This window comes from Flagellimonas alvinocaridis (assembly GCF_004916895.1).
GTDB lineage: Bacteria > Bacteroidota > Bacteroidia > Flavobacteriales > Flavobacteriaceae > Flagellimonas > Flagellimonas alvinocaridis.
In genome coordinates, this window is record NZ_SNTZ01000001.1 from 124030 (window position 1) to 150016 (window position 25987).

Annotated in this window: 21 protein-coding genes; all 21 read left to right on the forward strand. The window is 46.3% G+C overall.

Going from position 1 to position 25987, the window contains the following annotated elements:
• Positions 1 to 59 precede the first annotated feature (59 nt).
• Positions 60 to 1376, forward strand: a complete 1317-nt coding sequence (locus EZV76_RS00525) for an L-fuconate dehydratase (RefSeq protein WP_136564653.1) — start codon at positions 60 to 62, stop codon at positions 1374 to 1376.
• Complete coding sequence (locus EZV76_RS00530; RefSeq protein WP_136564654.1) at positions 1373 to 2713, forward strand: alpha-L-fucosidase; 1341 nt, start codon at positions 1373 to 1375, stop codon at positions 2711 to 2713. Before EZV76_RS00525 ends, EZV76_RS00530 begins: the two co-directional genes overlap by 4 nt.
• 47 nt (positions 2714 to 2760) lie before the next feature.
• Positions 2761 to 4317 carry a sulfatase family protein gene (locus EZV76_RS00535; RefSeq protein ID WP_136564655.1) on the forward strand — a complete coding sequence of 519 codons (1557 nt, stop codon included), beginning with the start codon at positions 2761 to 2763 and terminating at the stop codon, positions 4315 to 4317.
• Positions 4318 to 4329: 12 nt separating this feature from the next.
• Positions 4330 to 5100, forward strand: coding sequence for an SDR family NAD(P)-dependent oxidoreductase (locus EZV76_RS00540; protein ID WP_136564656.1), 771 nt, complete (start codon positions 4330 to 4332; stop codon positions 5098 to 5100).
• Between the two features lie 11 nt (positions 5101 to 5111).
• Positions 5112 to 6587, forward strand: a complete 1476-nt coding sequence (locus EZV76_RS00545; RefSeq protein ID WP_236640819.1) for an alpha-L-fucosidase — start codon at positions 5112 to 5114, stop codon at positions 6585 to 6587.
• 24 nt (positions 6588 to 6611) lie between these two features.
• Positions 6612 to 7469, forward strand: a complete 858-nt coding sequence (locus EZV76_RS00550) for a fumarylacetoacetate hydrolase family protein (protein ID WP_136564657.1) — start codon at positions 6612 to 6614, stop codon at positions 7467 to 7469.
• A gap of 24 nt (positions 7470 to 7493) precedes the next feature.
• Entirely contained in the window at positions 7494 to 8966 is a 1473-nt protein-coding gene (locus EZV76_RS00555; protein ID WP_136564658.1) for a sulfatase family protein, read from the forward strand.
• A gap of 11 nt (positions 8967 to 8977) precedes the next feature.
• Positions 8978 to 9805, forward strand: a complete 828-nt coding sequence (locus EZV76_RS00560; RefSeq protein WP_136564659.1) for an amidohydrolase family protein — start codon at positions 8978 to 8980, stop codon at positions 9803 to 9805.
• The gene (locus EZV76_RS00565; protein ID WP_236640820.1) at positions 9802 to 12210 is read left to right on the forward strand and encodes a glycoside hydrolase family 95 protein; all 2409 of its coding nucleotides are present in this window, start codon (positions 9802 to 9804) and stop codon (positions 12208 to 12210) included. Before EZV76_RS00560 ends, EZV76_RS00565 begins: the two co-directional genes overlap by 4 nt.
• Entirely contained in the window at positions 12207 to 13601 is a 1395-nt protein-coding gene (locus EZV76_RS00570) for an alpha-L-fucosidase (RefSeq protein ID WP_236640821.1), read from the forward strand. Before EZV76_RS00565 ends, EZV76_RS00570 begins: the two co-directional genes overlap by 4 nt.
• Before the next feature lies 1 nt (position 13602).
• Positions 13603 to 15153, forward strand: coding sequence for a sulfatase (locus tag EZV76_RS00575; RefSeq protein WP_136564660.1), 1551 nt, complete (start codon positions 13603 to 13605; stop codon positions 15151 to 15153).
• Positions 15153 to 17306, forward strand: a complete 2154-nt coding sequence (locus EZV76_RS00580) for a glycoside hydrolase family 36 N-terminal domain-containing protein (protein ID WP_136564661.1) — start codon at positions 15153 to 15155, stop codon at positions 17304 to 17306. Before EZV76_RS00575 ends, EZV76_RS00580 begins: the two co-directional genes overlap by 1 nt.
• A gap of 10 nt (positions 17307 to 17316) precedes the next feature.
• On the forward strand, positions 17317 to 19413 hold the full coding sequence (locus tag EZV76_RS00585) for an alpha-L-fucosidase (RefSeq protein WP_136564662.1): 2097 nt from the start codon (positions 17317 to 17319) through the stop codon (positions 19411 to 19413).
• Between the two features lie 3 nt (positions 19414 to 19416).
• Positions 19417 to 20196 (forward strand): L-fucose dehydrogenase, encoded by a 780-nt coding sequence (locus EZV76_RS00590; RefSeq protein WP_136564663.1) that lies wholly within the window; start codon positions 19417 to 19419, stop codon positions 20194 to 20196.
• A gap of 10 nt (positions 20197 to 20206) precedes the next feature.
• The gene (fucP, locus tag EZV76_RS00595; RefSeq protein ID WP_129655777.1) at positions 20207 to 21514 is read left to right on the forward strand and encodes an L-fucose:H+ symporter permease; all 1308 of its coding nucleotides are present in this window, start codon (positions 20207 to 20209) and stop codon (positions 21512 to 21514) included.
• Complete coding sequence (locus tag EZV76_RS00600; RefSeq protein WP_136565511.1) at positions 21511 to 21840, forward strand: L-rhamnose mutarotase; 330 nt, start codon at positions 21511 to 21513, stop codon at positions 21838 to 21840. Before fucP ends, EZV76_RS00600 begins: the two co-directional genes overlap by 4 nt.
• Before the next feature lie 11 nt (positions 21841 to 21851).
• Complete coding sequence (locus tag EZV76_RS00605; protein ID WP_201741802.1) at positions 21852 to 23549, forward strand: beta-N-acetylhexosaminidase; 1698 nt, start codon at positions 21852 to 21854, stop codon at positions 23547 to 23549.
• A 47-nt stretch (positions 23550 to 23596) separates the two neighbouring features.
• Complete coding sequence (locus EZV76_RS00610) at positions 23597 to 24754, forward strand: alpha-hydroxy acid oxidase (RefSeq protein ID WP_136564664.1); 1158 nt, start codon at positions 23597 to 23599, stop codon at positions 24752 to 24754.
• A gap of 347 nt (positions 24755 to 25101) precedes the next feature.
• Positions 25102 to 25545, forward strand: coding sequence for a GNAT family N-acetyltransferase (locus EZV76_RS00615; RefSeq protein ID WP_136564665.1), 444 nt, complete (start codon positions 25102 to 25104; stop codon positions 25543 to 25545).
• Positions 25546 to 25553: 8 nt separating this feature from the next.
• Positions 25554 to 25748: a 30S ribosomal protein S21 gene (gene rpsU / locus EZV76_RS00620; RefSeq protein ID WP_116217044.1), complete on the forward strand. Its 195-nt coding sequence runs from the start codon at positions 25554 to 25556 to the stop codon at positions 25746 to 25748.
• Positions 25749 to 25770: 22 nt separating this feature from the next.
• On the forward strand, positions 25771 to 25962 hold the full coding sequence (locus tag EZV76_RS00625; RefSeq protein WP_116217043.1) for a hypothetical protein: 192 nt from the start codon (positions 25771 to 25773) through the stop codon (positions 25960 to 25962).
• Positions 25963 to 25987: the final 25 nt, after the last annotated feature.

Below are 25987 nucleotides of genomic sequence, written 5' to 3' on the forward strand. Positions count from 1 at the left end.
GGTAGTGTATAAGCACCAACACTTCTAATTTTGGTAAGATTCACACTAGTATAATCTTTATGCCTACAATAACAGCACTAGAAGTGCGCGACATCCGCTTCCCCACAAGCCAATCGTTGGATGGTTCGGATGCCATGAATCCTGACCCCGATTATTCGGCGGCTTATGTTATTCTTAAAACCGATCATCCAAAAAATCTTGAAGGCCATGGGCTCACTTTTACCATTGGTCGAGGTAACGAAATTTGCGCAGCTGCCATTAAAGCCATGTCCCACTTAGTAGTGGGTAAAAGCTTGGAAAGTTTTACGGCCAACATGGGGGAATTTTGGAAAATGGTCACAGGCGACAGCCAATTGAGATGGTTGGGGCCGGAAAAAGGAGTCATACACTTGGCAACCGGGGCCTTGGTCAATGCCGTTTGGGACCTGTATGCCAAAATCGAGGGGAAACCACTTTGGAAACTCATAGCAGATATGAGCCCAGAAGAACTACTCTCCTGCGTTGATTTCACATACATTACCGATGCCATTACGCCTACAGAGGCCTTGGAGATCCTTAAAAAGCAAGAATCCACCAAAAAGGAACGCATTGATGCCCTATTGAGCAACGGTTACCCTGCCTACACCACCTCAGCAGGTTGGTTGGGCTATTCCGATGAAAAAGTAAGACGCCTATGCCGTGAAGCCAAAGAGGAAGGCTTTACCCATATGAAGATGAAAGTGGGTTCCGACCTGCAGGATGACATGCGAAGGGCTGCTCTTATCCGGGAGGAAATTGGCAATGATCTTAAATTGATGATGGATGCCAATCAAAAATGGGATGTACAGGAAGCTATCGATAATATGGCCCAACTGAAAAAGTTCAACCCATATTGGATCGAGGAGCCTACAAGCCCAGATGATATCTTGGGACATGCCAAAATAGCCAAGGCCGTTGCCCCCATCAAAGTAGCCACTGGAGAACACTGTCAAAACCGGGTCATTTTTAAACAATTCATGCAAGCTGGGTCTTTTGAGATTTGTCAGATAGACAGCTGCAGGGTTGGTGGTGTCAATGAAAACTTGGCCATATTGCTCATGGCCGCCAAATTCAATATTCCCGTATGCCCCCATGCCGGGGGAGTGGGGCTATGCGAGTATGTACAGCACCTCTCCATGATAGACTACATCTGTATAAGTGGTAGCATGGAAGGCCGGGTCATTGAATATGTGGACCACCTCCACGAGCATTTTCTGGACCCAGTGGTCATCAAAAATGGGGCCTATATGCCCCCGAACATGCCTGGGTATAGCATCCAGATGAAAGAACAATCTTTGGAAGACCACGCCTTCCCAAGTGGAAAAGTGTGGAACACCCTTCAAACCTCAACGATATGAAACCTCTAACAAAAATCTGTACTGCCCTAATTCTTTTTTGCAGCCTATTGGTCCAAGGCCAAGGCCAAAAAAACTATCAACCCTCTCCCGAGAACCTTGAGGCCAGGCAATGGTTCCAAGATGCCAAATTTGGGTTGTTCGTGCACTGGGGAGTCTACAGCATTCTAGGCGATGGCGAATGGGTCATGAACAACCAGAACATTCCCGTTGACGCTTATGAGAAATTGCCCGCATTTTTCAATCCCATCGATTTTGATGCCGAAGAATGGGTTAAAATGGTAAAGGATGCCGGGATGAAATATATAACCATCACCAGCAGACACCATGACGGTTTTTCCATGTTCGATACCAAGGCTAGCGATTACAATATTGTGGATAGCACTCCCTATGGGAAAGATGTATTGAAGCAATTGGCCGATGCTTGCAAAAAAGAGGACATCAAACTATTTTTCTATTACTCTCTGTTGGATTGGAACCGGGACGATTACTATCCAAGGGGAAGAACAGGAACAGGCATTCCTGGGAGAGGAGAAGGAGAATGGAAAAACTATATTGAATTCATGAAGACCCAGCTCACCGAGCTTTTGACCAATTATGGAGATATCGCCGGAATTTGGTTTGATGGCCATTGGGACCAAAAAGAATGGGATGGCAAAAAATTTGGAAAATTGAAGGTAGATTGGCATTATAACGAAATCTATAAACTGATCCACGACCTTCAGCCCCAATGTCTGATTGGGAACAACCACCACATTGCCCCAATTGAAGGGGAAGATTTTCAGATGTTCGAAAAAGACCTTCCCGGAAGAAATACAACAGGCTTTGGCACCTCGGAATCCGACATAGGCCAACTGCCGTTTGAAGTTTGTGAGACCATCAATGGATCGTGGGGTTTCAACCTTCAAGATAGAAAACATAAATCCGAAAAAGAGCTGGTACAGTACATTGTAAAAGCCGCCGGCTATGGCAGCAACCTATTACTGAACGTAGGACCAATGCCCAATGGAAAAATTCAGGACGAACACAAGGAATCCCTGAAACAAATGGGAGATTGGTTGCGTAAAAATGGAGAGACCATCTACGGGACCAAAGCGGGACCTTCGGGCCCAACCGATGAATATGCCACCACCCAAAAAGGGAAAACGATCTACGTACATCTGTTGCAGAACAAGGACGTGGTTTTTATTGAAGGATTCAACCAGCGGATCAAGCAGATAACCTATTACGGCACCCAGCAAAAAGTGACCCATGAATTCAACGATTATGGCCTATTGCTGAAAATTCAGGAAGACCGACAAGACCCTATAGACACCATTATAGAAATTACCCTCAGGTGATCGCGTATGGCAAACATATAATCACACTACTGATACTGGCCTTACCTATGTTGGGCTGCAAAAAGACCGCACAGGAAAGCAGTCAAGTTGAGGTACACCCCAATATCATCTATGTATTGGCGGATGATTTGGGCTATGGGGATATTGGGGCCTTTAACCAGCATGGGAAAATAAAGACCCCGGCCATAGATCAACTGGCCGCAGAGGGAATGAGGTTCACCGATGCCCACACTTCATCAGCGGTATGCACACCAACCCGTTATGGCATTCTCACTGGCCGATACAACTGGCGAAGCCCATTAAAAAGCGGTGTACTCACCGGGGCTTCAAAAGCACTCATTCCAAAGGAGAGGACCACTGTGGCTTCTTTGCTCAAAAAGCAGGGCTACCACACCGCATTCATCGGAAAATGGCATTTGGGTTGGGACTGGGCACTTCAATCAACCGATAGTACTCTTGGGGAAGGATGGAACCACGAAGATTTCAATAACATCGATTTTTCCAAACCCGTTTCAAACGGCCCCAACACCCTTGGTTTTGATTATGCCTATGGTCATTCGGGCTCTTTGGACATGGCTCCCTATGTCTATGTTGAAAATGGAAAGGCCACCATGGTTCCGGATTCCATCACGGAAGATACTGGAAAGTACACGTGGTGGCGCAAGGGCCCTACCTCCAAGGATTTTATCCATGAAGATGTGACCCCCAACTTTTTCAGAAAGTCTTTCGCCCACATCAAGGAAAGGGCCAACAAAGAAGAACCCTTCTTTTTATATCTAGCCTTGCCCTCACCGCATACGCCCATCCTACCCACTGAGGAATGGCAAGGAAAGAGCGACATAAATCCCTACGCGGATTTTATGATGATGATCGATGATTATATGGGGCAACTGACCGAAGTTTTAAAGGAAGCCGGGATTGAAGAGGAAACCATGGTCATCTTTACCAGCGACAATGGGTGTTCCCCCCAGGCGGATTTTGCCGTTTTGGCTGAAAAAGGACACGACCCCAGCTATGTGTTCCGAGGACACAAAGCTGATATCTATGAAGGAGGACATCGGGTTCCCTTTATCGTGAAATGGCCTAAAAAAGTACAGCCGGGCAGCTCTTCGGACCAGACCATCTGCACCACGGATTTCTTTGCAACTGCTGCAGAAATCACTGGGACTCAACTTCAGGAAAATGAAGGCGAGGATAGTTTTTCCATGCTTCCTCTACTGTTGGATTCCTCCACATCCAGCTATGGACGTACTTCAATCGTCCATCATTCCATAAATGGCAGTTTTGCCCTGCGGAAAGGAAAATGGAAATTGATTTTCGCTCCGGGTTCCGGAGGATGGAGTTCTCCCAAACCAAATTCTGAGGAAGAGAAAGGCCTTCCGTCGTATCAATTATATGACCTGACCACCGACATATCAGAGCAAGAAAACCTTCAGGAAAAATATCCCGAGGTTGTGGAAGAACTAAAAACGGAGATGGCATCTTTGATCCGCAATGGACGAAGCACTCCGGGCCACACCCAATCCAATGAAATGCCTTTGAATGGGCAGGCATGGATGCAGATAGCACAATTTACCGACGAGAACAGTTCGGCTTCAAACTAAAACCGATTATAGATGAGTGCATTCAATTTAAAAGGAAAAATAGCTTTGATCACCGGTGGCGCCAGTGGTATTGGAAAAGCCATTTCCCTAAAGTTTGCCGGAAATGGGGCTACGGTCCACCTCTTGGAATATAACAGTGAAGAAGGAGAGAAAACCGCCCAAGAAATACAGGATTTGGGAGGCACTGCCCATTTTCACCAATGCGATGTTTCCAATCACCAACAGGTAAAACAAGTGATCGACGGGATTCCCAAAGTGGACATTTTGGTCAACAATGCCGGAATAGCCCATGTGGGAAATATAGAGGGCACTTCGGAAGCTGATATGGACCGACTGTACCAAGTGAACATCAAAGGAGTCTACAACTGCATCCATGCTGTTATTGGCAAAATGAAGGAACAAGGTTCTGGGATTATCCTAAACATGGCCTCAATCGCTTCATCAGTTGGGATTCCGGATAGGTTTGCCTATTCCATGACCAAGGGAGCCGTACTCACCATGACCTATTCCGTGGCAAAGGATTATGTGGAACAAGGCATCCGATGCAACTGTATATCCCCGGCCCGGGTGCATACGCCTTTTGTGGATGGTTTCTTGGCCAAGAACTATCCAGGCAAGGAAAAGGAAATGTTTGAAAAATTGTCCAAGACCCAACCCATTGGCCGTATGGGAAAACCTGAGGAAGTGGCCAATCTTGCCCTTTACCTATGTTCCGACGAAGCCTCGTTCATTACGGGCACGGATTTTCCCATTGATGGTGGTTTTATCAAATTGAACGCATAATACACAACAATATGACCCAACTAAAAACTATAGCTACCCTTTGTCTCTTGATGATTATCGGAGAACTTTCCGCCCAAGCCGTTTATGAAGATGAGCGCTACGTACCCGAGACCGACCCCTTGGTCCTAAAAAAACTGGACGAATGGCAAGATTTGAAATTCGGACTGCTGATGCACTGGGGACCGTATAGCCAATGGGGCATTGTAGAATCTTGGTCTATCTGCCCGGAAGAATACGGCTGGTGTGAACGAAAAAAAGGTGACAATCCCGATAATTACTTTGCCTACAAGAAAGAATACGAAGGCCTTCAGACCACCTTCAATCCTGTAAAATTCAACCCAGAAAAGTGGGCCAATGCCGCCAAGAACGCCGGGATGAAATATGTGGTGTTCACCACGAAGCACCACGATGGTTTCAGTATGTTCGATTCAAAATACACGGATTATAAAGTCACCGATTCCAAAACCCCATTCAGTACCCACCCCAAGGCGAATATCACCAAGGAAATTTTTAATGCGTTCCGTGGTGAAGGACTCTGGGCCGGGGCCTATTTTTCAAAACCGGATTGGCACCACCCCAGCTATTGGGACCCCTATTATCCGCCAAGGGACCGAAACGTGAACTATGAACCCGAAGCCAATCCTGAAAAATGGAATCAATTTATTGATTTCACCCACAACCAAATTTTGGAATTGCTCACGGATTATGGGAAAGTGGACATTTTATGGCTCGATGGCGGATGGGTGGCAAAGACCCCAAAATCCCAAATCAACAGTTGGTACGACCAACAGTTGGTGAACAATGACAATGGCTATCTGAAGCATCGAATCGTAAACCAGGACATCCGCATGGATGAATTGGTGGAGAAAGCCCGGGAAAAACAACCCGGCCTCATTGTGGTGGACAGGGCCGTTCATGGAAAAAACCAAAACTACCTCACTCCCGAAAATAGGGTTCCGGAAAAAGCATTGCCCTATCCATGGGAATCCTGCATCATCGCTGGGGGCGGATGGTCCTATGCCTTCAATGCGAAATACATGACCACAAACAAAGCGGTTCACACCTTGGTGGATATTGTCGCCAAAGGGGGCAACCTATTGTTGAACATTGCCCCAAGTCCAGAAGGCGAATGGGACCAAGGCGCCTACGACCTGCTCCAAGGGATTGGGGGTTGGATGGATGTCAACAACGAGGCCATCTATGGCACCGAGGCTATTGCCCCATACAAGTTTGAGAAGGTGTGCCTCACCTCCAAACCGGATGGAAGTCTGTATCTGATCTATTTAATGGACGAAAATGAAGAAGTGCTCCCGGACACCGTGGTGTTTAAAGACCTTCCTATGGAAAAAATTCGAAAAGCAACGATTTTGGGGGTCAATGGCAGGGTGAAATGGCAGAAAAATGGGGACAATACCGTCTTTACCATTCCATCTTCAGCCAAAACCAGCCTAAAGGGAACCGTTGCCTTTACAATCAAGTTAAAATAAAACACAAATAAAGAACACTTATCTATGAAACTGATACGATTTGGTGAAGAAGGAAAAGAGAAACCCGGTGTACAGACCGAAGATGGCAAATGGTTGGATGTTTCAGCCTTTGGCCAAGATTACAACGAAGATTTTTTTGGAGGTGACGGCCTGGCCAGATTAACCGATTGGCTTAAGGAAAATGGTTCCAATTGCCCAGAGGTTTCAAAGGAGACCCGCTTGGGAGCTCCGTTGCGCAGACCATCCAAAATGGTTTGCGTAGGACTAAATTATGCCAAGCATGCCGCCGAAGGTGGTATGGCTGTGCCCAAAGAACCTGTGCTGTTCTTCAAGGCCACCTCGGCCATTGTCGGACCCAACGATGATTTGGTCATCCCCAAGAACAGTGAAAAGACGGATTGGGAAGTGGAACTTGCCATTGTCATCGGCAAAAAAGCATCCTATGTTTCCAAAGAACAGGCCTTGGACCATGTGGCCGGTTATGTATTGCACAACGATTACAGCGAACGTGCATTTCAGTTGGAACGTGAAGGTCAGTGGGTAAAAGGAAAAAGCTGTGACACCTTTGCTCCTCTTGGTCCTTTCATTGCCACTCCCGATGAAATCAAAGACCCTCATGCACTTCGCCTCTGGCTCAAGCTGAATGGGAAGATGATGCAGGACAGCAGCACTTCCGATTTCATTTTTGACATTCCAACGCAAATCAGTTACATCAGTCAATTTATGACCCTGTTGCCCGGCGATGTCATCTCAACAGGAACTCCATTTGGAGTGGGACTGGGCTTAAAGCCCCCTACTTACTTGAAACCGGGTGATGTAGTGGAATTGGGCATTGATGGACTGGGAAGTTCAACGCAAACGGCGAAAGCCTACGGACAATAATTATTTCAACCGTAAAATGAAAAAATGAATTGGCCCAAACCAACATACACACTTTTAATCAGCACTTTAGTTTTTTTGGGATGCAAGAACACTCCCAAGGATAGTGCGGATACCACTTTGGAAAAGCCCAATATCATTTTTCTGTTTACGGACGATCAAAGTTATCGCGACCTCCATGCCCTTGGTAATTTGGAGGTCCGCACCCCGGCCATGGACCAATTGGTGGAAGAAGGCACCACATTTACCCACGCCTACAATATGGGAGGTTGGAACGGTGCCATCTGTGTGGCCTCAAGGGCCATGATCATTAGTGGACGGTCGGTTTGGCGCGCCCAAGAGGTTTCCAAATCCTTTGCCCAAAACAAGGAATTTGACAAGACTTGGCCCCAGTTGCTGAAAACCGTGGGCTATGAAACCTATATGACGGGCAAGTGGCATATCTCGGCCCCTGCCGATAGTATTTTTGACCATGTGGCACGTTCGCTCCGAGGCATGCCTTTTGACACCCCGGAAGGTTACAATAGACCGCTAAGTGTAAACGACACCCTTTGGCAACCATGGGACACGGATAGAGGAGGATACTGGCAGGGCGGAAAGCATTGGTCCGAACTGGTTCGGGACGATGCCCTCGGTTTTATTGACACGGCGGCCAATGCCCCTGAACCGTTTTTCATGTACATCGCCTTTAATGCTCCGCATGACCCGCGACAATCACCCCGGGAATATGTGGAAAGCTATGATGTTGAGGATATTGCCCTTCCCGAGTCGTTTTTACCCAAATACCCCTATGCAGAAGCCATGGGAGCAGGGCCAAACCTGCGGGACGAAAAACTGGCGCCTTTTCCACGTACCGAGTATGCCATAAAAAAGAATCGTCAGGAATACTACGCCATCACCACCCACTTGGATGATCAAATTGCCATGATCCTTTCCAAACTGAAAGAGAAAGGGCTCGACAAAAACACCTATATCTTTTTTACGGCTGATCATGGACTTTCTGTGGGTGAGCACGGCCTACTGGGAAAACAGAACATGTACGACCATAGTGTACGGGTACCCTTGATGGTAGTAGGCCCAAACATTCCCAAAGGGAAAAAAGTGGAAAACGATGTATACCTACAGGATATTATGGCCACAACCTTGCAATTGGCAGGAGTTGAAAAACCCAATTATGTTGAGTTCAATAGTCTGTTGCCCCAAATCAATCAGGACACCGAAGGGCTGGCAGAGGTATATGGGTGTTATGAAAAAGGATCACAGCGTATGATCCGAAAAGACGGTTGGAAACTTATTGTTTATCCTCGGGCCGCAAAACTGCGCTTGTACGATCTAACAAACGACCCCAATGAGCTGTCGGATGTATCGGAACATCCTGACCAGCAGGAAAAAGTGAAGACATTATTTACCGACTTGGTAAAACTCCAACAAAAAATGGGCGACACTTTACAACTTGATTCAAATACATATCCACAAACCAAGGAAATGAAAACACTATAAGATCGGAGCGGATGAAAATTGACAGCCATCAACATTTTTGGAGATATAACCCCAGCAGCCATGCTTGGATAGATTCCACCATGGGAGTCCTTAAAAAGGACTTTTTGCCCGAGGACTTGGAACCCTTGCTCCAAAACCATGAATTGGAGGGTTGTGTTGCCGTGCAGGCCGATCAATCCGATGCCGAAACCGATTTCCTGTTGAAATGCGCCGAGGAGCACCCCTTTATCAAGGGAGTAGTAGGATGGTTGGATCTCTGTGCCGAAGACATCGAGGAAAAACTACAACTGTATTCAAAAAACCCTTTGTTGAAGGGATTAAGACATATTGTCCAGGATGAACCGGACGACTATTTTATGCTTCGCCCAGAATTCTTGAGAGGTATTTCCCTTCTGGAAAAATACGGGCTTACGTACGACATCCTCATATTCCCAAAACATTTATCCTCTGCCTTGGAACTCGTAAAATTGTTTCCCAATCAACCTTTTGTGGTAGACCATATTGCCAAACCCAAAATAAATGGCAAAATAGAACCCTGTTGGGAACACTACATGAACCAACTTGGCCAACAAGACCATGTATATTGCAAGGCTTCCGGCATGGTCACCGAGGCCAAATGGGGCAAATGGTCCAAAAGTGATTTCATCCCCTATTTGGATGTGGTGTTCCAGTCCTTTGGCGCTGAGCGAATCATGTTTGGTTCGGATTGGCCCGTTTGTCTGCTTTCGGCCGAATACAAGCAGGTAAATTGTATTTTGACCCAATATCTGACCAAATACCCAAGGGAATCTCGAAAACAAGTCATGGGATTAACCGCTGAAAAGTTTTATAAGCTATGATGACCAAATCCTTTTCTTTTGTACCGAAGAACCCCATCACATTAAAATTGACATTGGGGCTGGTTTTTATTTTGACCAGTATCCTATCTACATTGAATGCCCAAGATTCCGAGGATATTTTATGGTACTCCAGTCCCGCCGAAGAATGGATGCAGGCCCTTCCCATTGGCAATGGCCGTTTAGGCGCTATGGTTTTTGGAGACCCTCTCAAGGAGCGCCTTCAACTGAACGAGGATTCCATGTGGGCCGGAGGACCCGATTGGGAAGACGCGCAGGGAACCCCAGAAGATCTCGAAATGTTGCGGCAATTGTTGCGTGAGGGTAAAACTGCAGAAGTGGACAGCTTGATTGTTGAAAAATTCTCCAAAAAGACCGTCCTACGCTCACACCAAACCATGGGCGACCTTTTCATTGATTTTAAAGAAACCGGCGAAATCAGTGACTACCGAAGAGAATTGGATCTCAACCAAGCATTGGCCTCCACCTCCTATATGTTAAACGGCAACCAATACACCCAAAAAGTGTTCGCCTCCCAGCCCGATGATGCCATGGTGATGGAACTTACCACCACCTCCCCGAAAGGTTTGAATCTGGAACTTTCCCTCAATAGACCTGAGGATCATGGCAAAGCCACAGTACGTGTTTCCAACCCTTCCCAAAATCAAATCAGTATGTCGGGTCAAGTGACCCAATATGGCGGAAAGCGGTTCTCCAAACCCTTGCCCATTGATCATGGGGTGCGTTTTGAGGTGCGGTTACAAGTGGTAGCCCCTGATGGAAAAGTCACTGCCAGAGATGGCAAGGTTTCTGTAAAAGGAGCCCAAAAAGCCCTGATCTTTATCGTGGGCAATACCTCTTTCTATCACGGGGACAACTATATTGGAAAAAATGACAAGACCCTTGCAAGCATCACACAGAAGCCCTTTAAATCGCTTTTGGAACAACATGTTTCGGACTACCAAAAACTTTACAACAGGGTCAGTTTTGAATTGGAAGAAAACAATTTGGACCACGTTCCTACCGATGAACGCTTAAAACGCTGCAAGGATGGAAACACTGATTTGGGGTTGCAATCCTTGCTTTTTCAGTATGGAAGGTACTTGTTGATTTCCTCTTCGCGACCCAACACCAATCCGGCCAATTTACAGGGAATTTGGAACGAACACCTTGAAGCACCTTGGAATGCCGATTACCACCTCAACATCAACCTGCAAATGAATTATTGGCCCGCGGAGGTCACCAATCTCAGTGAACTCCATCAACCTTTTTTCAACCTTATCGACAGGGTGCTGGAACGAGGTCGAAAAACCGCCAAGGAACAATACGGGATTACCAGAGGCACCATGGCCCACCATACCACAGACCTTTGGGCCACCCCGTTTATGCGAGCCGAAAGAGCCTATTGGGGGTCGTGGATCCATGGAGGTGGATGGTGCGCACAGCATTATTGGGAACATTATCAATTTACCCAAGACAAGGATTTTTTACGTAATCGGGCCTACCCTGTCCTTAAGGACATTGCCTCTTTTTACTTGGATTGGCTGACTTGGGACCCCAAAAGCGAAAAATGGATTTCCACTCCGGAAACCTCCCCGGAAAATTCCTATTACAACCCAAACGGAAAATCGGCCGCAGTTTCCATGGGAAGCGCCATGGGACATCAAATCATCGGGGAAGTGTTTGATAATTTTCTGGAAACGGCCCAGATTTTGAACATCGAAGACGAGCTTGTGGAAGAGGTAAAAACCAAGAGAGCTGATCTACATCCCGGAGTGATCGTTGGAAAGGATGGACGCATCTTGGAATGGAACGAACCCTATGATGAACCTGAAAAAGGACATCGGCACATGTCCCACCTCTATGCCCTTCACCCTGGGGACGACATTACGGAAAACAATCCCGAAGCTTTTGCCGCTGCGCAAAAAACCATTGATTACCGATTGGAACATGGTGGTGCGGGAACCGGCTGGAGTCGCGTCTGGATGATCAATTTGAATGCCCGCTTGTTGGATGGTGCCTCGGCTGGGGAAAACATCCAAAAATTCTTTGAGGTCTCTTTGGCAAACAATATGTTCGATATGCACCCCCCTTTCCAGATTGATGGTAATTTTGGATATACCGCCGGGGTGGCGGAACTGCTGATCCAGTCGCATGAAGGATTTATTCGATTGCTGCCGGCCCTCCCTCCCAACTGGAAGGATGGAAAAATAACCGGCCTAAAGGCCAGAGGCAATATTGAGGTGGATATAAGCTGGAAGAATGGCACCTTGGAGGAAGTTGCTTTTCGTTCCCCATCCGACACGAACATCGCCGTAAAATATGGCTCGTCCGTGGTTGACCTACCAATAAAGGCCAACGAAGAAATCAAACTAAATACAAACCTTACAAGACAAACGATTAAATGACCCTATATAAAATGACATCACCATTGCGAAAGAACACTATCCGGATAGTCCTTGAAAAGGTGACTCTATTGGGTATTCTAACCTTGCTCTTTTTGACATCACTTCCCGGACATGCACAGAACAATACACATCTGGAAGAAGAGAAAATGCAGTGGTTCCAAGATGCCAAGCTGGGTATTTTTATCCACTGGGGGCTATATGCCGTAAACGGCATTGATGAGTCTTGGTCTTTTTTTAACGGGTATATTTCGCACAACGATTACCTGAAACAGACCAATGGATTCACCGCCAAAAACTATGACCCCGTGGCTTGGGCCGACCTCATCAAAAAGAGTGGGGCGCGTTACTCGGTCATCACCTCCAAACACCATGATGGGTTTGCCCTTTGGGACAGCAAGTTTGGTGATTTTAACGCCAAAAAGGCTTCAGCGGCCAAAAGGGATGTGCTCTCCCCTTTTGTGAGTGCTTTGAGAAAGGAAGGATTAAAAGTGGGCATCTATTATTCACTTCCAGATTGGTCCTATCAAGACTACACCCACCACACTAGGGACTCCATGCGATATAAACCAGCAGATGACCCCAAACGATGGAACACCTTTTTAAACTATTACCAAGGACAGCTCAAGGAACTTTCAAAAACCTACAATCCCGACCTGTGGTGGTTTGATGGGGATTGGGAGCACAGTTCCGCGGAGTGGGAAGCCCCCAAGGTGCGACAAATGCTGCTAGATCAAAATCCCGGCACCATTATCAATTCCAGATTGCAGGGGCACGGGGATTACGCCACTCCCGAGCAGGGTATGCCCGTTACCCGTCCCAAGGACAATTATTGGGAACTCTGCATGACCATGAACAATTCGTGGGGGTATCAAAAAAATGACCATGACTATAAAAGTCTGGACCAATTGATAGGCATTTTTACCGATGTGATTTCATCAGGTGGAAACTTGTTGTTGGATATCGGCCCCAAAGGGGATGGTTCCATCCCAAAAGAGCAGGAAGAACTCTTGACAGGTTTGGGACGTTGGACCCAAAAACACAAAGAGGCCATTTTTGGCACCGTTGCAGGCATATCTAAAGATCACTTTTATGGCCCCACTACACTTTCAAAAGATAAAAGCATCCTGTATCTGTTCGTAAAAGGAAATCCGAACGGGGAAATTGTACTGCGGGGAATAAAGAACAAGATCAACCGCATATGGGTTGTGGGTGATGGCACCAAACTGTCCCACAAGGTGGTAGGTAAAATCTATTGGAGCCATTATCCGGGCATCAAATACATCCAAGTCCCTGATTATGTGTTGGACGAAAACATGACCGTTCTGGCCGTACTCTTGGATGGTAAAATAGACTTGTACCGCGAAGACGGTTCTGTAATTGAAAGCAATTAAGATGAAAACTTCACTACAAAACTTTGCCTTTATCCTACTCTTTGGAGCGCTACTTTTAGGCTGTAAGGAGCAAGTAAAGGAACAAGAAACTTCACAACCCAATATTGTCCTCTTTTTGGTGGATGACATGGGGTGGCAGGACACCTCCGTACCTTTTTGGAACAAAAGAACTCCTTTCAATGACCTATATCGTACCCCGAACATGGAGCGTTTGGCCGCCGAGGGGATGAAATTCACCCAGGCCTACGCCACTCCGGTCTGTTCCCCTACTAGGATAAGCCTTATCACCGGTATGAATGCCGCCCGACATAGGGTCACCAACTGGACCTTGCACAAAAATGCCATCCAGCCCATGGAGAACAACCATCAAACCTTGGGCTTTCCAAAGTGGAACACGAACGGCATCAACCCGCAAAACAATAGGGATTCACTAGCGGTATACGCCACCCCATTCCCGCAAATTTTAAAGGATGCCGGGTATTTCACCGTCCATACAGGAAAAGCACATTTTGGAGCTATTGGAACCCCTGGGGAAAACCCCTTGAATCTAGGTTTTGATGTGAATATTGCCGGACATGCCGCAGGGGCACCGGAAAGCTATTACGGGATGCAAAACTTCGGAAATGGAAAAAAAGGCAAGGAAATTTGGGCGGTACCTGGATTGGAGAAATACCATGGTAAGGACATTTTCCTCACCGAAGCATTGACTCAAGAAGCCTTGCAAAAATTGGATTCCAAACCGGACCAAAAGCCTTTTTTCCTATACATGGCACACTATGCCGTACACACCCCCATCATGGGCGACCCAAGGTTCGTTCAAGGATATTTGGACAAGGGTTTGGACAGCACTGAGGCCAAATACGCTTCCATGGTGGAAGGAATGGACAAAAGCTTGGGGGACATCATGGACTATCTGGAGGAAAAGCAGCTTACAGAAAATACCATTATTCTCTTCATGTCGGACAATGGGGGATTGAGTGCCGTGGCACGAGGCGGGGAACCCCACACCCACAACAAACCTCTGGCCAGTGGAAAAGGATCTATCTACGAAGGGGGAATCCGAGAGCCCATGTTGGTGAAGTGGCCCGGAAAGACCACTCCCGGTTCTGTGACCAATACTCCGGTTATCATAGAGGATTTCTTCCCTACCATTTTGGAAATGGCCGGTGTTGAAAATCCAGAAGTCGTGCAAATGGTGGATGGACAAAGTTTCACCTCTCTATTGCAAGGTGACGACATCTCTGCCGATAACCGACCTTTCTTCTGGCACTACCCCAATGAATGGGGACCGGAGGGACCTGGAATCGATGCGTTCAGCGCCATCCGATTGGGAGATTGGAAGTTGATTTATTTCCACAAAAACCAACAGATGGAACTCTATAACATCAAGGAAGATATTGGGGAAACCCAAAACAAAGTGGGGGAACATCCTGAAAAAGTTGAGGAATTGGCCAACATCCTCATGGAACACTTGAATGCAGTTGACGCCCAAATGCCTTTTGACAAAGCAACTGGGGAACAAATTCCCTGGCCCAATGCAACACAACCCTGATGAAGTTGAACCAAAGAAATAGTGCCCTTTTCCTCATACTACTTTGTAGTATGGTTTCCTTTGCCCAAAACCAAACAGATTGGCTTTTGCAACCGGATACCTATAAAGCGGAAATAACGGAATCGGAAAATACCATTTCACTGACCAATGGATTGGTCCTTCGGAAAATACAGTTACTGCCCAATGCGGCGACGGTAGAGTTTAAAAACCTTACCACACAGGAAACCATGCTCCGCAGCATCAAACCAGAAGCGGAGGTCACTTTGAACGACAGTGTCTATAACATTGGCGGCTTATACGGGTTGAAAGAGCATGGCTATTTCAAGGAATCATGGTTAAATGACCTTGAAGCCCAGACTTCCGATTTTCAATACACCAGCCATACCATTGAAGATATAGAACCACGGATAGCATGGAACCCTAAGCAACGATACAACACTGCAAAAAGTTCCTTTGCCACTGGAAAGCGCCTCACCTTAAAGTTTAACCACGAATCCAAAGAATTGCAAGGAATAGAAATTTTGGTCCATTACGAAGTTTTTGATGGGATGCCATTGATCTCAAAATGGATTTCTGTGGAAAATTATGGAAAGAACACCATCACCCTAAACCGATTTAAAAGTGAACTGTTGGCCTTTCCAGAGGTTGAAAACCCCGTGGAGACTCCCAACACATGGCGAAAACCCAACTTACATGTGGAGAGCAATTACGCTTTCGGCGGGTTTACCGCGGGCGAATCTACCGTAACCACATTTTGGGAACAAGACCCGGAATACACCTCCCAAGTCAACTGGAAAATGGAGACCCCATGCCTATTGGTAAGTCAACTCCCTGTAGGTCCCAACCTTGACCTAAAACCCGGAAGCGCTTTTGAGAGTTTCAGGACTTACGAATTATTACTGGAGGAGCGGGGCAATCGCGAACAAACCGCACTCAGCCTCCGTAAAATGTATCGAAAACTGGCCCCATGGGTTACGGAAAACCCTATTTTCATGCATTTGACCACCACGGACGAAAAAGAAGTGAAAGCCGCCATAGACCAATGTGTGGACACAGGCTACGAGATGGTCATCCTTAGCTTTGGAAGTGGATTGAACATGGAGGACAATTCCCTGGAAAACATCAAAAAATATAAGAAGTTGGCCGATTATGCCCATAGCAAAGGTATCGCCTTGGGCGGCTACTCCCTATTTTCTAGCCGAAGCATCAACGAATCCATGGATGTCATCAATAAGGAAACCGGAAAACCGGGCGGCACCAAGTTTGGAAATGCCCCTTGCTTGGCCAGCGAATGGGGGAAGGACTATTTGGAGAAACTCAAGTTTTTCTTGAAAAACACAGGTTTTGACCTCTTGGAACATGACGGGCCCTACCCGGGTGATCACTGTGCATCCACCTCACACAAATACCACAAAGGGTATGAGGATTCGCAATGGGTCCAATGGAACATGTCCGTGGATTTCTACCATTGGTTGCGGGAAAACGGAATCTACCTTAACGCTCCTGACTTCTACTTTTTGGAAGGCTCCAACAAATGTGGTATTGGGTATAGGGAAGTCAACTGGTCGCTTCCGAGGGAACAACAGATAGTACTGGGGCGACAAAACATCTATGACGGCACTTGGGAAAAAACACCCTCAATGGCTTGGACCTTTGTTCCGCTTACAGAATATCATGGAGGAGGAAAAGCAGCCACTTTGGAGCCGCTAAAGGACCATTTGGACTCCTATGAAGCCCATATGGCACAAAACTATGGTTCCGGGGTGCAGGCCTGTTACCGTGGTCCCCGCTTGTACGATGCCAAGGAAACCAAAGATTTGGTGATATCACAGATTGAGCATTATAAACAGTACAGGGATATCCTAAACTCAGACATCATCCACCTAAAAAGACCCGATGGAAGGTCTTGGGACGGGTTTATGCATGTCAATCCGGATTTAGACAACAAGGGCTTGGTAATGTTGTTCAACCCCACGGATAAAACCATCACGGAAACCTTGGAAATCCCCATGTACTATACGGATGTCCATACTATTGCCCAGATATCCCATGAAGGAACAAATACAAAAGAATATACTGTCAATAGAGATTATACCATTCCGCTCCAAGTGGAAATTGCCCCAAACGGCTACACCTGGTATCTCATAAAATAAAACCTTGAAAATGATTCGAAAAGCCCACATTCTAACCCTATCCCTGATCCTTTTACTGATGGCATGCCAAACCGTGGAGCCCCCAAAACCTGTTGGTCCCACCCCTTCGCAGCGCCAAATGGACTGGCATGAGCTCCAATACTATGCCTTTATCCATTTCAACATGAACACCTTTACCAATATGGAATGGGGTACAGGAGGGGAATCTGTAGATCTCTTCAACCCTACTCAATTGGATACCCGCCAATGGGCCAAGGTTGCCAAAGAGGCCGGAATGAAGGGAATCATTTTGACCGCCAAGCACCACGACGGATTCTGTTTGTGGCCCACCAAGACCACCGAGCATTCCGTTAAAAACTCGCCTTGGAAGGATGGAAAAGGCGATGTGGTCCAAGAATTGGCCGATGCCTGCAAGGAATATGGCCTAAAATTAGGGTTATACCTGTCACCTTGGGATCGCAACAACGAGCACTACGGCCAACCTGAATATGTGGAAATCTTCCACGAACAATTGCGGGAACTACTGACCAATTATGGGGAACTCTTTGAGGTGTGGTTTGATGGTGCCAATGGAGGTTCTGGATACTACGGCGGTGCCAACAAAACCAGAAAAATAGACAACAAAACTTATTACGAATGGGAAAAAACCACCGAAATGATCAGGGAATTACAGCCCAATGCGGTCATTTTCAGTGATGGTGGACCAGACATACGCTGGGTGGGTAACGAGGAAGGTTGGGCCAATGAGACCAACTGGAGCGTGATGCGCAGGGATGAGATCCATCCCGGATGGCCACGGTATGTGGAATTGCGTTCTGGCCATGAAGACGGAACACATTGGCTGCCAGCAGAAGTAAACACTTCCATCCGTCCGGGGTGGTACTATCATCCAGGTGAGGACCATCAGGTAAAAACCTTGCCACGTTTGGTGCGAACGTATTACGAATCCATTGGTAGGAACGGGAACTTTTTGTTGAACCTTCCCGTGGATGACAGAGGCCTGGTGCATGAAACCGATGTACAACAATTGATGGCGCTCAAAACACAAATCGATAAGGATTTTGCACAAGAATTGGCCCAGGAAAGTATTGTCGAAGCCTCCAATGTCCGTTGTAACAGTTCCACCTTCAATGCAGAAAAGGCCATTGATGGAAACTTTGATACCTATTGGGCCACTGATGACGGGACAACTCAGGCTTCCATTACCATACGTTTTGATGAGCCCACCAAAGTCAATCGCATACTCCTCCAAGAGTATATCCCTTTGGGGCAACGTATCAAAAAATTCAAAGTCAGTGCCGAAGTCGATGGCACATGGCAGGTTTTGGACGAACAGACCACTGTGGGCTACAAACGTATCCTTAGGTTTGAAACCGTTACCGCTTCCCAAGTAAAAGTGGATATCTTGGATGCCAAAGGCCCCATCACCCTCTCCACTTTGGAACTTTACAATGCCCCTCCATTTTTGGTCGATCCCAAAATCACCAGAAACAGAGAGGGAATGGTCTCCATTGAAGTACCCGATGACGAAGTAGATCTCTATGTGACCACCAATGGGGATGACCCAACCACAGCTTCACAGAAATATGAGGGCCCTTTTCCTGTTTTGACACCAGCCACCGTAAAGGCCATTGCCGTGAATCCAAACAATGGACAACAAACCCAAGCGGTGAGCCAATATTTTGACTTGGCCAAAAAAGATTGGAAAGTCGTTGGTGCTTTAGAAAACAATGCGGATGTTGTTAAACTCATGGATGAAGACCCCTATACGTTTTGGGCCACGGATAAGGACGCATCCGATATCAACGAAATCACCATCGATTTGGGAGCATCCCATACCCTTACCGGATTTAGCTACTGGCCCATCCAAGAACGTTATCCATTTGGAATGATCACCAAATACGAATTTTTGGTCAGTCCAGATAACCGCACATGGAAATCCGCAACAAAAGGAGAATTTGGCAATGTGTTCAACAATCGCATTGAACAAAAGGTTAAATTCGAGCCGGTTTCGGGCAGATACATTAAATTACGTGCTTTGGAAAAGCACAATGGGGATACCCGGACTTCCTTTGCGGAAATAGGGGTATTTACCACAAATCAATAATACATGGACTTAGGATTGAAGGATAAGGTGATTGTGGTCACCGGAGGTGACAAGGGCATTGGCAATGGTATTTGCCAAGTGCTCGCCCATGAAGGGGCCATCCCGGTAATTATTGGACGGAAGGAAAGTGATGTACTGGCTGCTGTGGAAGAAATCGCCAAAACCGGCGGTAAGGCATTTTATGCCATCGCGGAACTCACCGACCCCCAACAATGCAAAAATGCCATTGAGAAAACCATCCAAGAGTTTGGAAGAATCGATGGATTGGTGAACAATGCCGGGGTCAATGACGGAGTGGGGCTTGAAAATGGCAATTATGATGATTTCAAGCGTTCCTTGGAGCGCAATGTTGGCCATTATTATGTGATGGCCCACCATGCCTTGCCCCTGTTGAAAAAAAGCAAAGGCAGCATTGTAAACATAGGTTCCAAAACTTCTGTGACCGGCCAAGGGAATACCTCTGGTTATGCGGCCGCAAACGGGGCCCGGAATTCACTTACCCGGGAATGGGCCGTAGAGCTGCTCCCCTATTCCATTCGGGTGAACGCCGTAATTGTTGCCGAATCATTTACCCCATTATATAAAAGATGGATAAATTCGTTTGACAACCCAGAAGAAAAACTCAAAGAAATCACGGACAACATCCCTTTGGAAAAAAGAATGACTACCCCAGAAGAAATTGCGAATACCGTAGCCTTTCTTCTTTCGGAAAAATCAAGTCACACCACCGGCCAACTGATCTATGTGGATGGTGGCTATACCCATTTGGACCGTTCGCTTTAAAATATCAACCATGACCAAACCAAAAATTGTATCCAAAAAAGTTCTCTTACCCTTTATCCTGATCACTTCGCTCTTTGCGCTCTGGGGTTTTGCCAATGCGGTGACGGACCCCATGGTCCAAGCCTTTAAAAAAGTATTGGAGTTGTCTAACTCCCAAGCAGCATGGGTACAGATGGCTTTTTATGGCGGGTATTTCTGTATGGCCTTGCCAGCGGCATTGTTCGTCCGAAAGTATTCCTATAAAGTTGGGGTACTGATAGGCTTGGCCTTATATGCCGCCGGAGCCTTGATGTTCTACCCCGCAGCCATCACCGAAAAGTTTTGGTTTTTCTGCCTCGGGCTGTACGTCCTTACCTTTGGACTTGCCTTTTTGGAAACTACGGCCAATCCATACATTTTGGCCATGGGCGATAAGGAAACAGCCACCCAACGTTTAAACCTTGCCCAAGTCTTTAATCCTGTGGGATTGATTTTGGGTCTGCTTATTGCCCAGCAATTCGTTCTTAAAAAATTACAATCCGATGACATCGCGGATTATTCCTCCTTGGATGAAGCCAAAAAAGCCTTGATCCGCACATCGGACCTTATGGTCATTAGAGACCCCTATGTTATCCTTGGATTGGTGATCTTGGCGGTCTTTGTATTGATCTTGGTGAGCAAGATGCCCCAAGCCAAAGGTGATGGCACTATTCCTTCGCTCCAAGAAACCGGAAAAGCATTGTTCCATAGACCTAAATACATCTTGGGCGTATTGGCCCAAGTACTGTATGTGGGCGCACAGATCATGTGCTGGACCTATATCTATCAATATGCCGAAGCCATAGGTATGGCCAGCGATGTGGCCGCCAATTATCAATTTGTGGCGTTCATTGTCTTTTTGGTGGGAAGGGCCATTGGCACCTATATGCTCCGTTTTATCAGTTCGGGAAAACTGTTGATGTGGTTTGCCGTGCTGGCGGGAGCTTGTGCCGCGGGAACCATTTTTATTGAAGGACATTTGGGATTGTACTGCCTAGTGGGTGTTTCTTTCTTTATGTCGCTCATGTTCCCTACCATTTATGGCATTGCCCTAAACGGGCTCACCGAGGAGGAATCCAAATTGGGTGCTGCCGGATTGGTTATGGCCATCGTTGGAGGGGCCTTGATGCCCAAACTACAAGGTATGATCATTGATGTTGGCGGAAATGGTGTGGCCGACACCAAAATGATGGGTGTTTCAGAAGTGAACTTCTCCTTTATACTACCGCTCTGCTGTTTTGTTTACATTGCATGGTTTGGTTTCAAAACCTTTAAAAATGAACACATATGGGAGATTTGAGAAGATTTTGCCTCGCCTTGGACCTTGTGGACAATGAAGAAAGCATTCGAGCCTACGAAGACCATCATAAAAAAGTATGGCCTGAAATCTTGGAGAGCATCACCGATTCAGGAATCCAAAATATGGAAATCTACCGAATCGAAAATCGCCTGTTCATGATCATGGAGGTCGATGCTTCCTTTTCGTTTGAAGCAAAACAACAGGCCGATGCTGAAAATCCCAAAGTACAGGAATGGGAAAAACTGATGTGGAACTACCAACAAGCATTACCCTCGGCCAAACCCGGGGAAAAATGGTTGTTGACCAAAAAAATATTTGAATTATAATTTGTAACCCTATGAAGAAAGTGATTATTGCCGTAGGGGCCATTTTTATAATGGCCTGTACCGGAAAGTACGACAACGTTCAAAACACAGCGGAAGACTATCAAGTGATTCCAAAGCCTGCGGAGTTGACCATGCAGGTTGGGAAGTTTGTGATAGATGGGAGCACCTCCATCAGTGCTACCGAAGGACTTAAGGAAGAAGCTACGTTTCTTGCCGAGTCCATTCAACAGTTGACCCAAGTAAGTCCATCCGTTACAGACCAAAAGGCCAGCATCGTTCTGACGCTGAACGATCAAATTGAAAATGAAGAAGGATACACGCTTGAGGTGACCCCTGACCAAATCAACATTTCGGGAAAGAACGCCAAAGGTGTTTTTTATGGTATCCAGTCCCTTGTACAATTGATCAGCCTCCCCGAAGAAGGGTCATCCATTACCGATATTACTGTACCTGCTGTCTCCATCAAAGATCAACCCCGATTCATTTACAGGGGAATGCACTTGGATGTTGCGCGCCATTTCTTCGATGTGGATTTTGTGAAAAAGTACATCGATATGATTGCCATGCACAAAATGAACACCTTTCACTGGCATTTGACCGAGGATCAAGGATGGCGTATAGAAATCAAAAAATATCCTGAACTCACCAAGGTTGGGGCCTACCGAAATGGAACCATAACAGGTCACTATCCAGGAGAAACCAATGACAATGAGCGTTATGGTGGCTTCTACACCCAAGATGACATAAAGGAGGTTTTGGCTTATGCCCAAAAGCGCCATGTTGAGGTCATTCCAGAAATTGAACTTCCCGGTCACAGTCAAGCTGCCATTGCTTCTTATCCGTATTTGAGCTGCTTCCCTGAGGAGCCTACTGAAGTGCCCAACGGTCTAATGTCCGAAGCTTCAAAGGAACAACAGAAAAATGGCCAACCCAAGGTAGTTCAAGAGTCATGGGGGGTATACAATGATGTATACTGTGCCGGAAAAGAAGAGACCTTTGCCTTTTTGGAAGGGGTATTGGACGAGGTAACCGCCCTTTTCCCATCCAAATACATCCATATTGGAGGGGATGAGTGCCCCAAGAAAAACTGGGAGCGCTGCCCCAATTGCCAAAAAAGAATCAAAGAAGAAGGTCTTGAGGATGAACACGCCCTACAGAGTTACTTTGTAACCCGAATGGAAAAATACCTCAATAGTAAAGGCAAGCAGATCATTGGATGGGATGAAATCTTGGAAGGTGGTTTGGCCCCCAATGCAACGGTTATGTCCTGGAGAGGTGTAAAAGGAGGCATTGAAGCGGCAAAACAAGACCACAATGTGATCATGACTCCAAATTCCCACTGTTATTTTGATCACTATCAGTCCAAGGACACCGACAATGAGCCTTTGTCCATTGGTGGTTTCTTACCGGTTGAAAAAGTATATAGCTACGAGCCTGTTCCGGAGGAATTATCGGCAGATCAACAGCACTATATCTTGGGAGCTCAAGGGAACATTTGGTCCGAGTATATCCCAACGGATGAGCATATGGAATATATGGCCTTGCCTAGGGCCACTGCACTATCTGAAGTGGTTTGGTCCCAAAAAGAGGATAAGGATTTTGAAGATTTCAAATCTAGATTGAACCATATGCGAAAACTGTACGAAACCAAAGGCTACAACTACGCCAAACACGTTTTTGATACAGCGGAAAGCGCTCCATCGGAGTAATTTTATAAAAATTGGAACCACGCAGATAGAAGAAACACACAGCAGATATGGCCCGGTATACCCCAAAATTCAATCCTAGATATCCCTCCATTGAGGACCTCCGAGAAGGGGCCCGCAAGCGCATTCCCAGATTTGCCTTTGAATATTTGGATAGCGGATGCAACGAAGAGGTGAATCTGCGAAAGAACACCCGGGAAATTAGAGAGGTTGAGTTGTTACCCAGGTATTTGGATGCCTACAAAGAGGCCAACATGACCACCAAAATCTTTGGGCAGGAGTATGATGCCCCTTTTGGGATATCCCCCATAGGGCTTCAAGGGTTGATGTGGCCCAATTCGCCTGAAATTTTGGCCAAGGCCGCCTTTCAGCATAACATCCCCTTTATTCTGAGTACGGTGACCACATCGAGCATAGAACGCATCAGTGAGATTACCGAAGGTAAAGCGTGGTTCCAATTATACCATCCCACGGAGAAATCGGTCCGTGACGATTTAATTCAACGTGCCGAGGCAGCCGGCTGCCCCGTATTGGTCCTTTTGTGTGATACCCCCGTTTTTGGATTTCGTGCCAAGGAAATCAAAAATGGGCTATCCATGCCCCCAAAAATGAATATTGCCAATATTCTACAAGTATTGGGCAAACCCAAATGGGCCTTTGAAACCCTAAAGCATGGCCAACCCAATTTTGAGGTGTTGCGACCCTATATGCCCAAAGGACTCAACTTAAAACAACTGGGATTGTTCATGGACCAGACCTTTAGCAAGCGTATGGACATGGATAAAATTGCCCAAATCAGAGACTTATGGAAAGGAAAATTGGTATTAAAAGGAGTGGCCACGGAAGCTGATACAGAAAAAGCCATATCCTTGGGATTGGACGGTATTATTGTATCCAATCACGGAGGCAGGCAATTGGATGCCGGGGAATCCACCATAAAACCCTTGACTCGGATAGCGGCAAAATATGGAGATCAGCTCACCGTGATGATGGACAGTGGTGTGCGCTCTGGACCCGATATTGCCAGAACCTTGGCCAGTGGGGCACAATTTGCATTTTTGGGCCGTTCCTTTATGTATGGAGCTGCAGCTTTAGGGAAATCCGGCGGGGACCATACCGCTATGTTGTTAAAGACCCAATTGAAGCAAGTAATGGAGCAAATCGGGTGCCCAGATGTTTCCCAATTGCCCAATTTTAAAAACCTATAGTCCCTTAGACCATAGCTCCAAAAACTGTTAAAACAAGCGTGAAACAAACGTTATAAAAAGCATAAAACCCAGTATAATTGGCATATACCGTTTGCATTGGCTACCTTTGCAGCGATGAAGATCAAACTCCACGAAAGGAAAAATTGCAGGATCCTGAGCTTTCAATATCTGGTTTTTAGAAACCAACCGGATAAATTCATCCCCCCTACGCTTTAATTTTTGGACCACTTCAGTGGTGATTTTTGCGATGTAACATTGTGGAAAAACCCCGCAATGGCCTGCATCGTTCCTATGCAATTGTACGTACCCTAAACTATCAAAAAAACATTTTAGACAAGCATCAAAGCATGGTGATTAAAACCTATGACGCTTATACACGGCTTTCCACCATGGAAACCGCCCGATTGACCAATTTTATATTTGACCACCAAGATGGAAAAAAAGCATCAAAAAATGCCATCCGCAAAGCCATTCAGTATTCGGCAAAGGAAATACCGGGCTTGGGTGGATATGTATTTGTCATTGAGGAACGGGAAAAAATCCTTGGTCTGGCCGTGGTCAACAAAACAGGGATGGGCGATTATATCCCCGAGAACTTCATGGTCTTTTTTGTGGTGCACCGGGAGCATCGCGGCAAAGACATTGAGCCAAAGCTCTTGGAATACACCCTCCAATACTGTAAAGGTGACGTAGCCGTCCATATCACCAACGAAAACCAATATCCGAAAGAAGCGTTTTTTAAAGAGAATGGGTTTGACGTGACCCACACAGAAATGAGATTGAACAGATAAATCAAAATATGCTCAAAATAGAAGTAAAATCAGGTGAAAGTATAGAACGTGCCCTAAAACGCTACAAGAGAAAGTATAGAAATACCAAACGATTGGAGCAAATCAGGGACCGTCAGGAATACACCAAAAAATCGGTACGGCGAAGAAAGACTATCAAAACGGCCGAATACCGGGAAAAATACCTAAACAGGGAAAACGAATAGTCATCAACACATGGACCATATCATGAAACTCACAAAAATCAAGCGGAAGACCAAGTACGAAAAACGGTATAGTGTTAAAATGGGGGAACTCACTACCCAGGTCACCTATATCAAAGAGTATATTTTCGGCCTTCCTTTTCGCACGCTGCACAGATACCGTGAAACCTATTACGGAGAAGTAAAAGACTGTAAGGATTGCAATGTATCCGCTTAAAAACATTCTAACCCTTTATATAAAA

What these genes read in the sequence shown, in the direction of transcription:
- EZV76_RS00525 (WP_136564653.1), top strand. Translation starts at nt 60, where the DNA reads ATGCCTACAATAACAGCACTAGAAGTGCGCGACATCCGCTTCCCCACA.
- EZV76_RS00530 (WP_136564654.1), top strand. Translation starts at nt 1,373, where the DNA reads ATGAAACCTCTAACAAAAATCTGTACTGCCCTAATTCTTTTTTGCAGC.
- EZV76_RS00535 (WP_136564655.1), top strand. Translation starts at nt 2,761, where the DNA reads ATGTTGGGCTGCAAAAAGACCGCACAGGAAAGCAGTCAAGTTGAGGTA.
- EZV76_RS00540 (WP_136564656.1), top strand. Translation starts at nt 4,330, where the DNA reads ATGAGTGCATTCAATTTAAAAGGAAAAATAGCTTTGATCACCGGTGGC.
- EZV76_RS00545 (WP_236640819.1), top strand. Translation starts at nt 5,112, where the DNA reads ATGACCCAACTAAAAACTATAGCTACCCTTTGTCTCTTGATGATTATC.
- EZV76_RS00550 (WP_136564657.1), top strand. Translation starts at nt 6,612, where the DNA reads ATGAAACTGATACGATTTGGTGAAGAAGGAAAAGAGAAACCCGGTGTA.
- EZV76_RS00555 (WP_136564658.1), top strand. Translation starts at nt 7,494, where the DNA reads ATGAATTGGCCCAAACCAACATACACACTTTTAATCAGCACTTTAGTT.
- EZV76_RS00560 (WP_136564659.1), top strand. Translation starts at nt 8,978, where the DNA reads ATGAAAATTGACAGCCATCAACATTTTTGGAGATATAACCCCAGCAGC.
- EZV76_RS00565 (WP_236640820.1), top strand. Translation starts at nt 9,802, where the DNA reads ATGATGACCAAATCCTTTTCTTTTGTACCGAAGAACCCCATCACATTA.
- EZV76_RS00570 (WP_236640821.1), top strand. Translation starts at nt 12,207, where the DNA reads ATGACCCTATATAAAATGACATCACCATTGCGAAAGAACACTATCCGG.
- EZV76_RS00575 (WP_136564660.1), top strand. Translation starts at nt 13,603, where the DNA reads ATGAAAACTTCACTACAAAACTTTGCCTTTATCCTACTCTTTGGAGCG.
- EZV76_RS00580 (WP_136564661.1), top strand. Translation starts at nt 15,153, where the DNA reads ATGAAGTTGAACCAAAGAAATAGTGCCCTTTTCCTCATACTACTTTGT.
- EZV76_RS00585 (WP_136564662.1), top strand. Translation starts at nt 17,317, where the DNA reads ATGATTCGAAAAGCCCACATTCTAACCCTATCCCTGATCCTTTTACTG.
- EZV76_RS00590 (WP_136564663.1), top strand. Translation starts at nt 19,417, where the DNA reads ATGGACTTAGGATTGAAGGATAAGGTGATTGTGGTCACCGGAGGTGAC.
- fucP (WP_129655777.1), top strand. Translation starts at nt 20,207, where the DNA reads ATGACCAAACCAAAAATTGTATCCAAAAAAGTTCTCTTACCCTTTATC.
- EZV76_RS00605 (WP_201741802.1), top strand. Translation starts at nt 21,852, where the DNA reads ATGAAGAAAGTGATTATTGCCGTAGGGGCCATTTTTATAATGGCCTGT.
- EZV76_RS00610 (WP_136564664.1), top strand. Translation starts at nt 23,597, where the DNA reads ATGGCCCGGTATACCCCAAAATTCAATCCTAGATATCCCTCCATTGAG.
- EZV76_RS00615 (WP_136564665.1), top strand. Translation starts at nt 25,102, where the DNA reads ATGGTGATTAAAACCTATGACGCTTATACACGGCTTTCCACCATGGAA.
- rpsU (WP_116217044.1), top strand. Translation starts at nt 25,554, where the DNA reads ATGCTCAAAATAGAAGTAAAATCAGGTGAAAGTATAGAACGTGCCCTA.
- EZV76_RS00625 (WP_116217043.1), top strand. Translation starts at nt 25,771, where the DNA reads ATGAAACTCACAAAAATCAAGCGGAAGACCAAGTACGAAAAACGGTAT.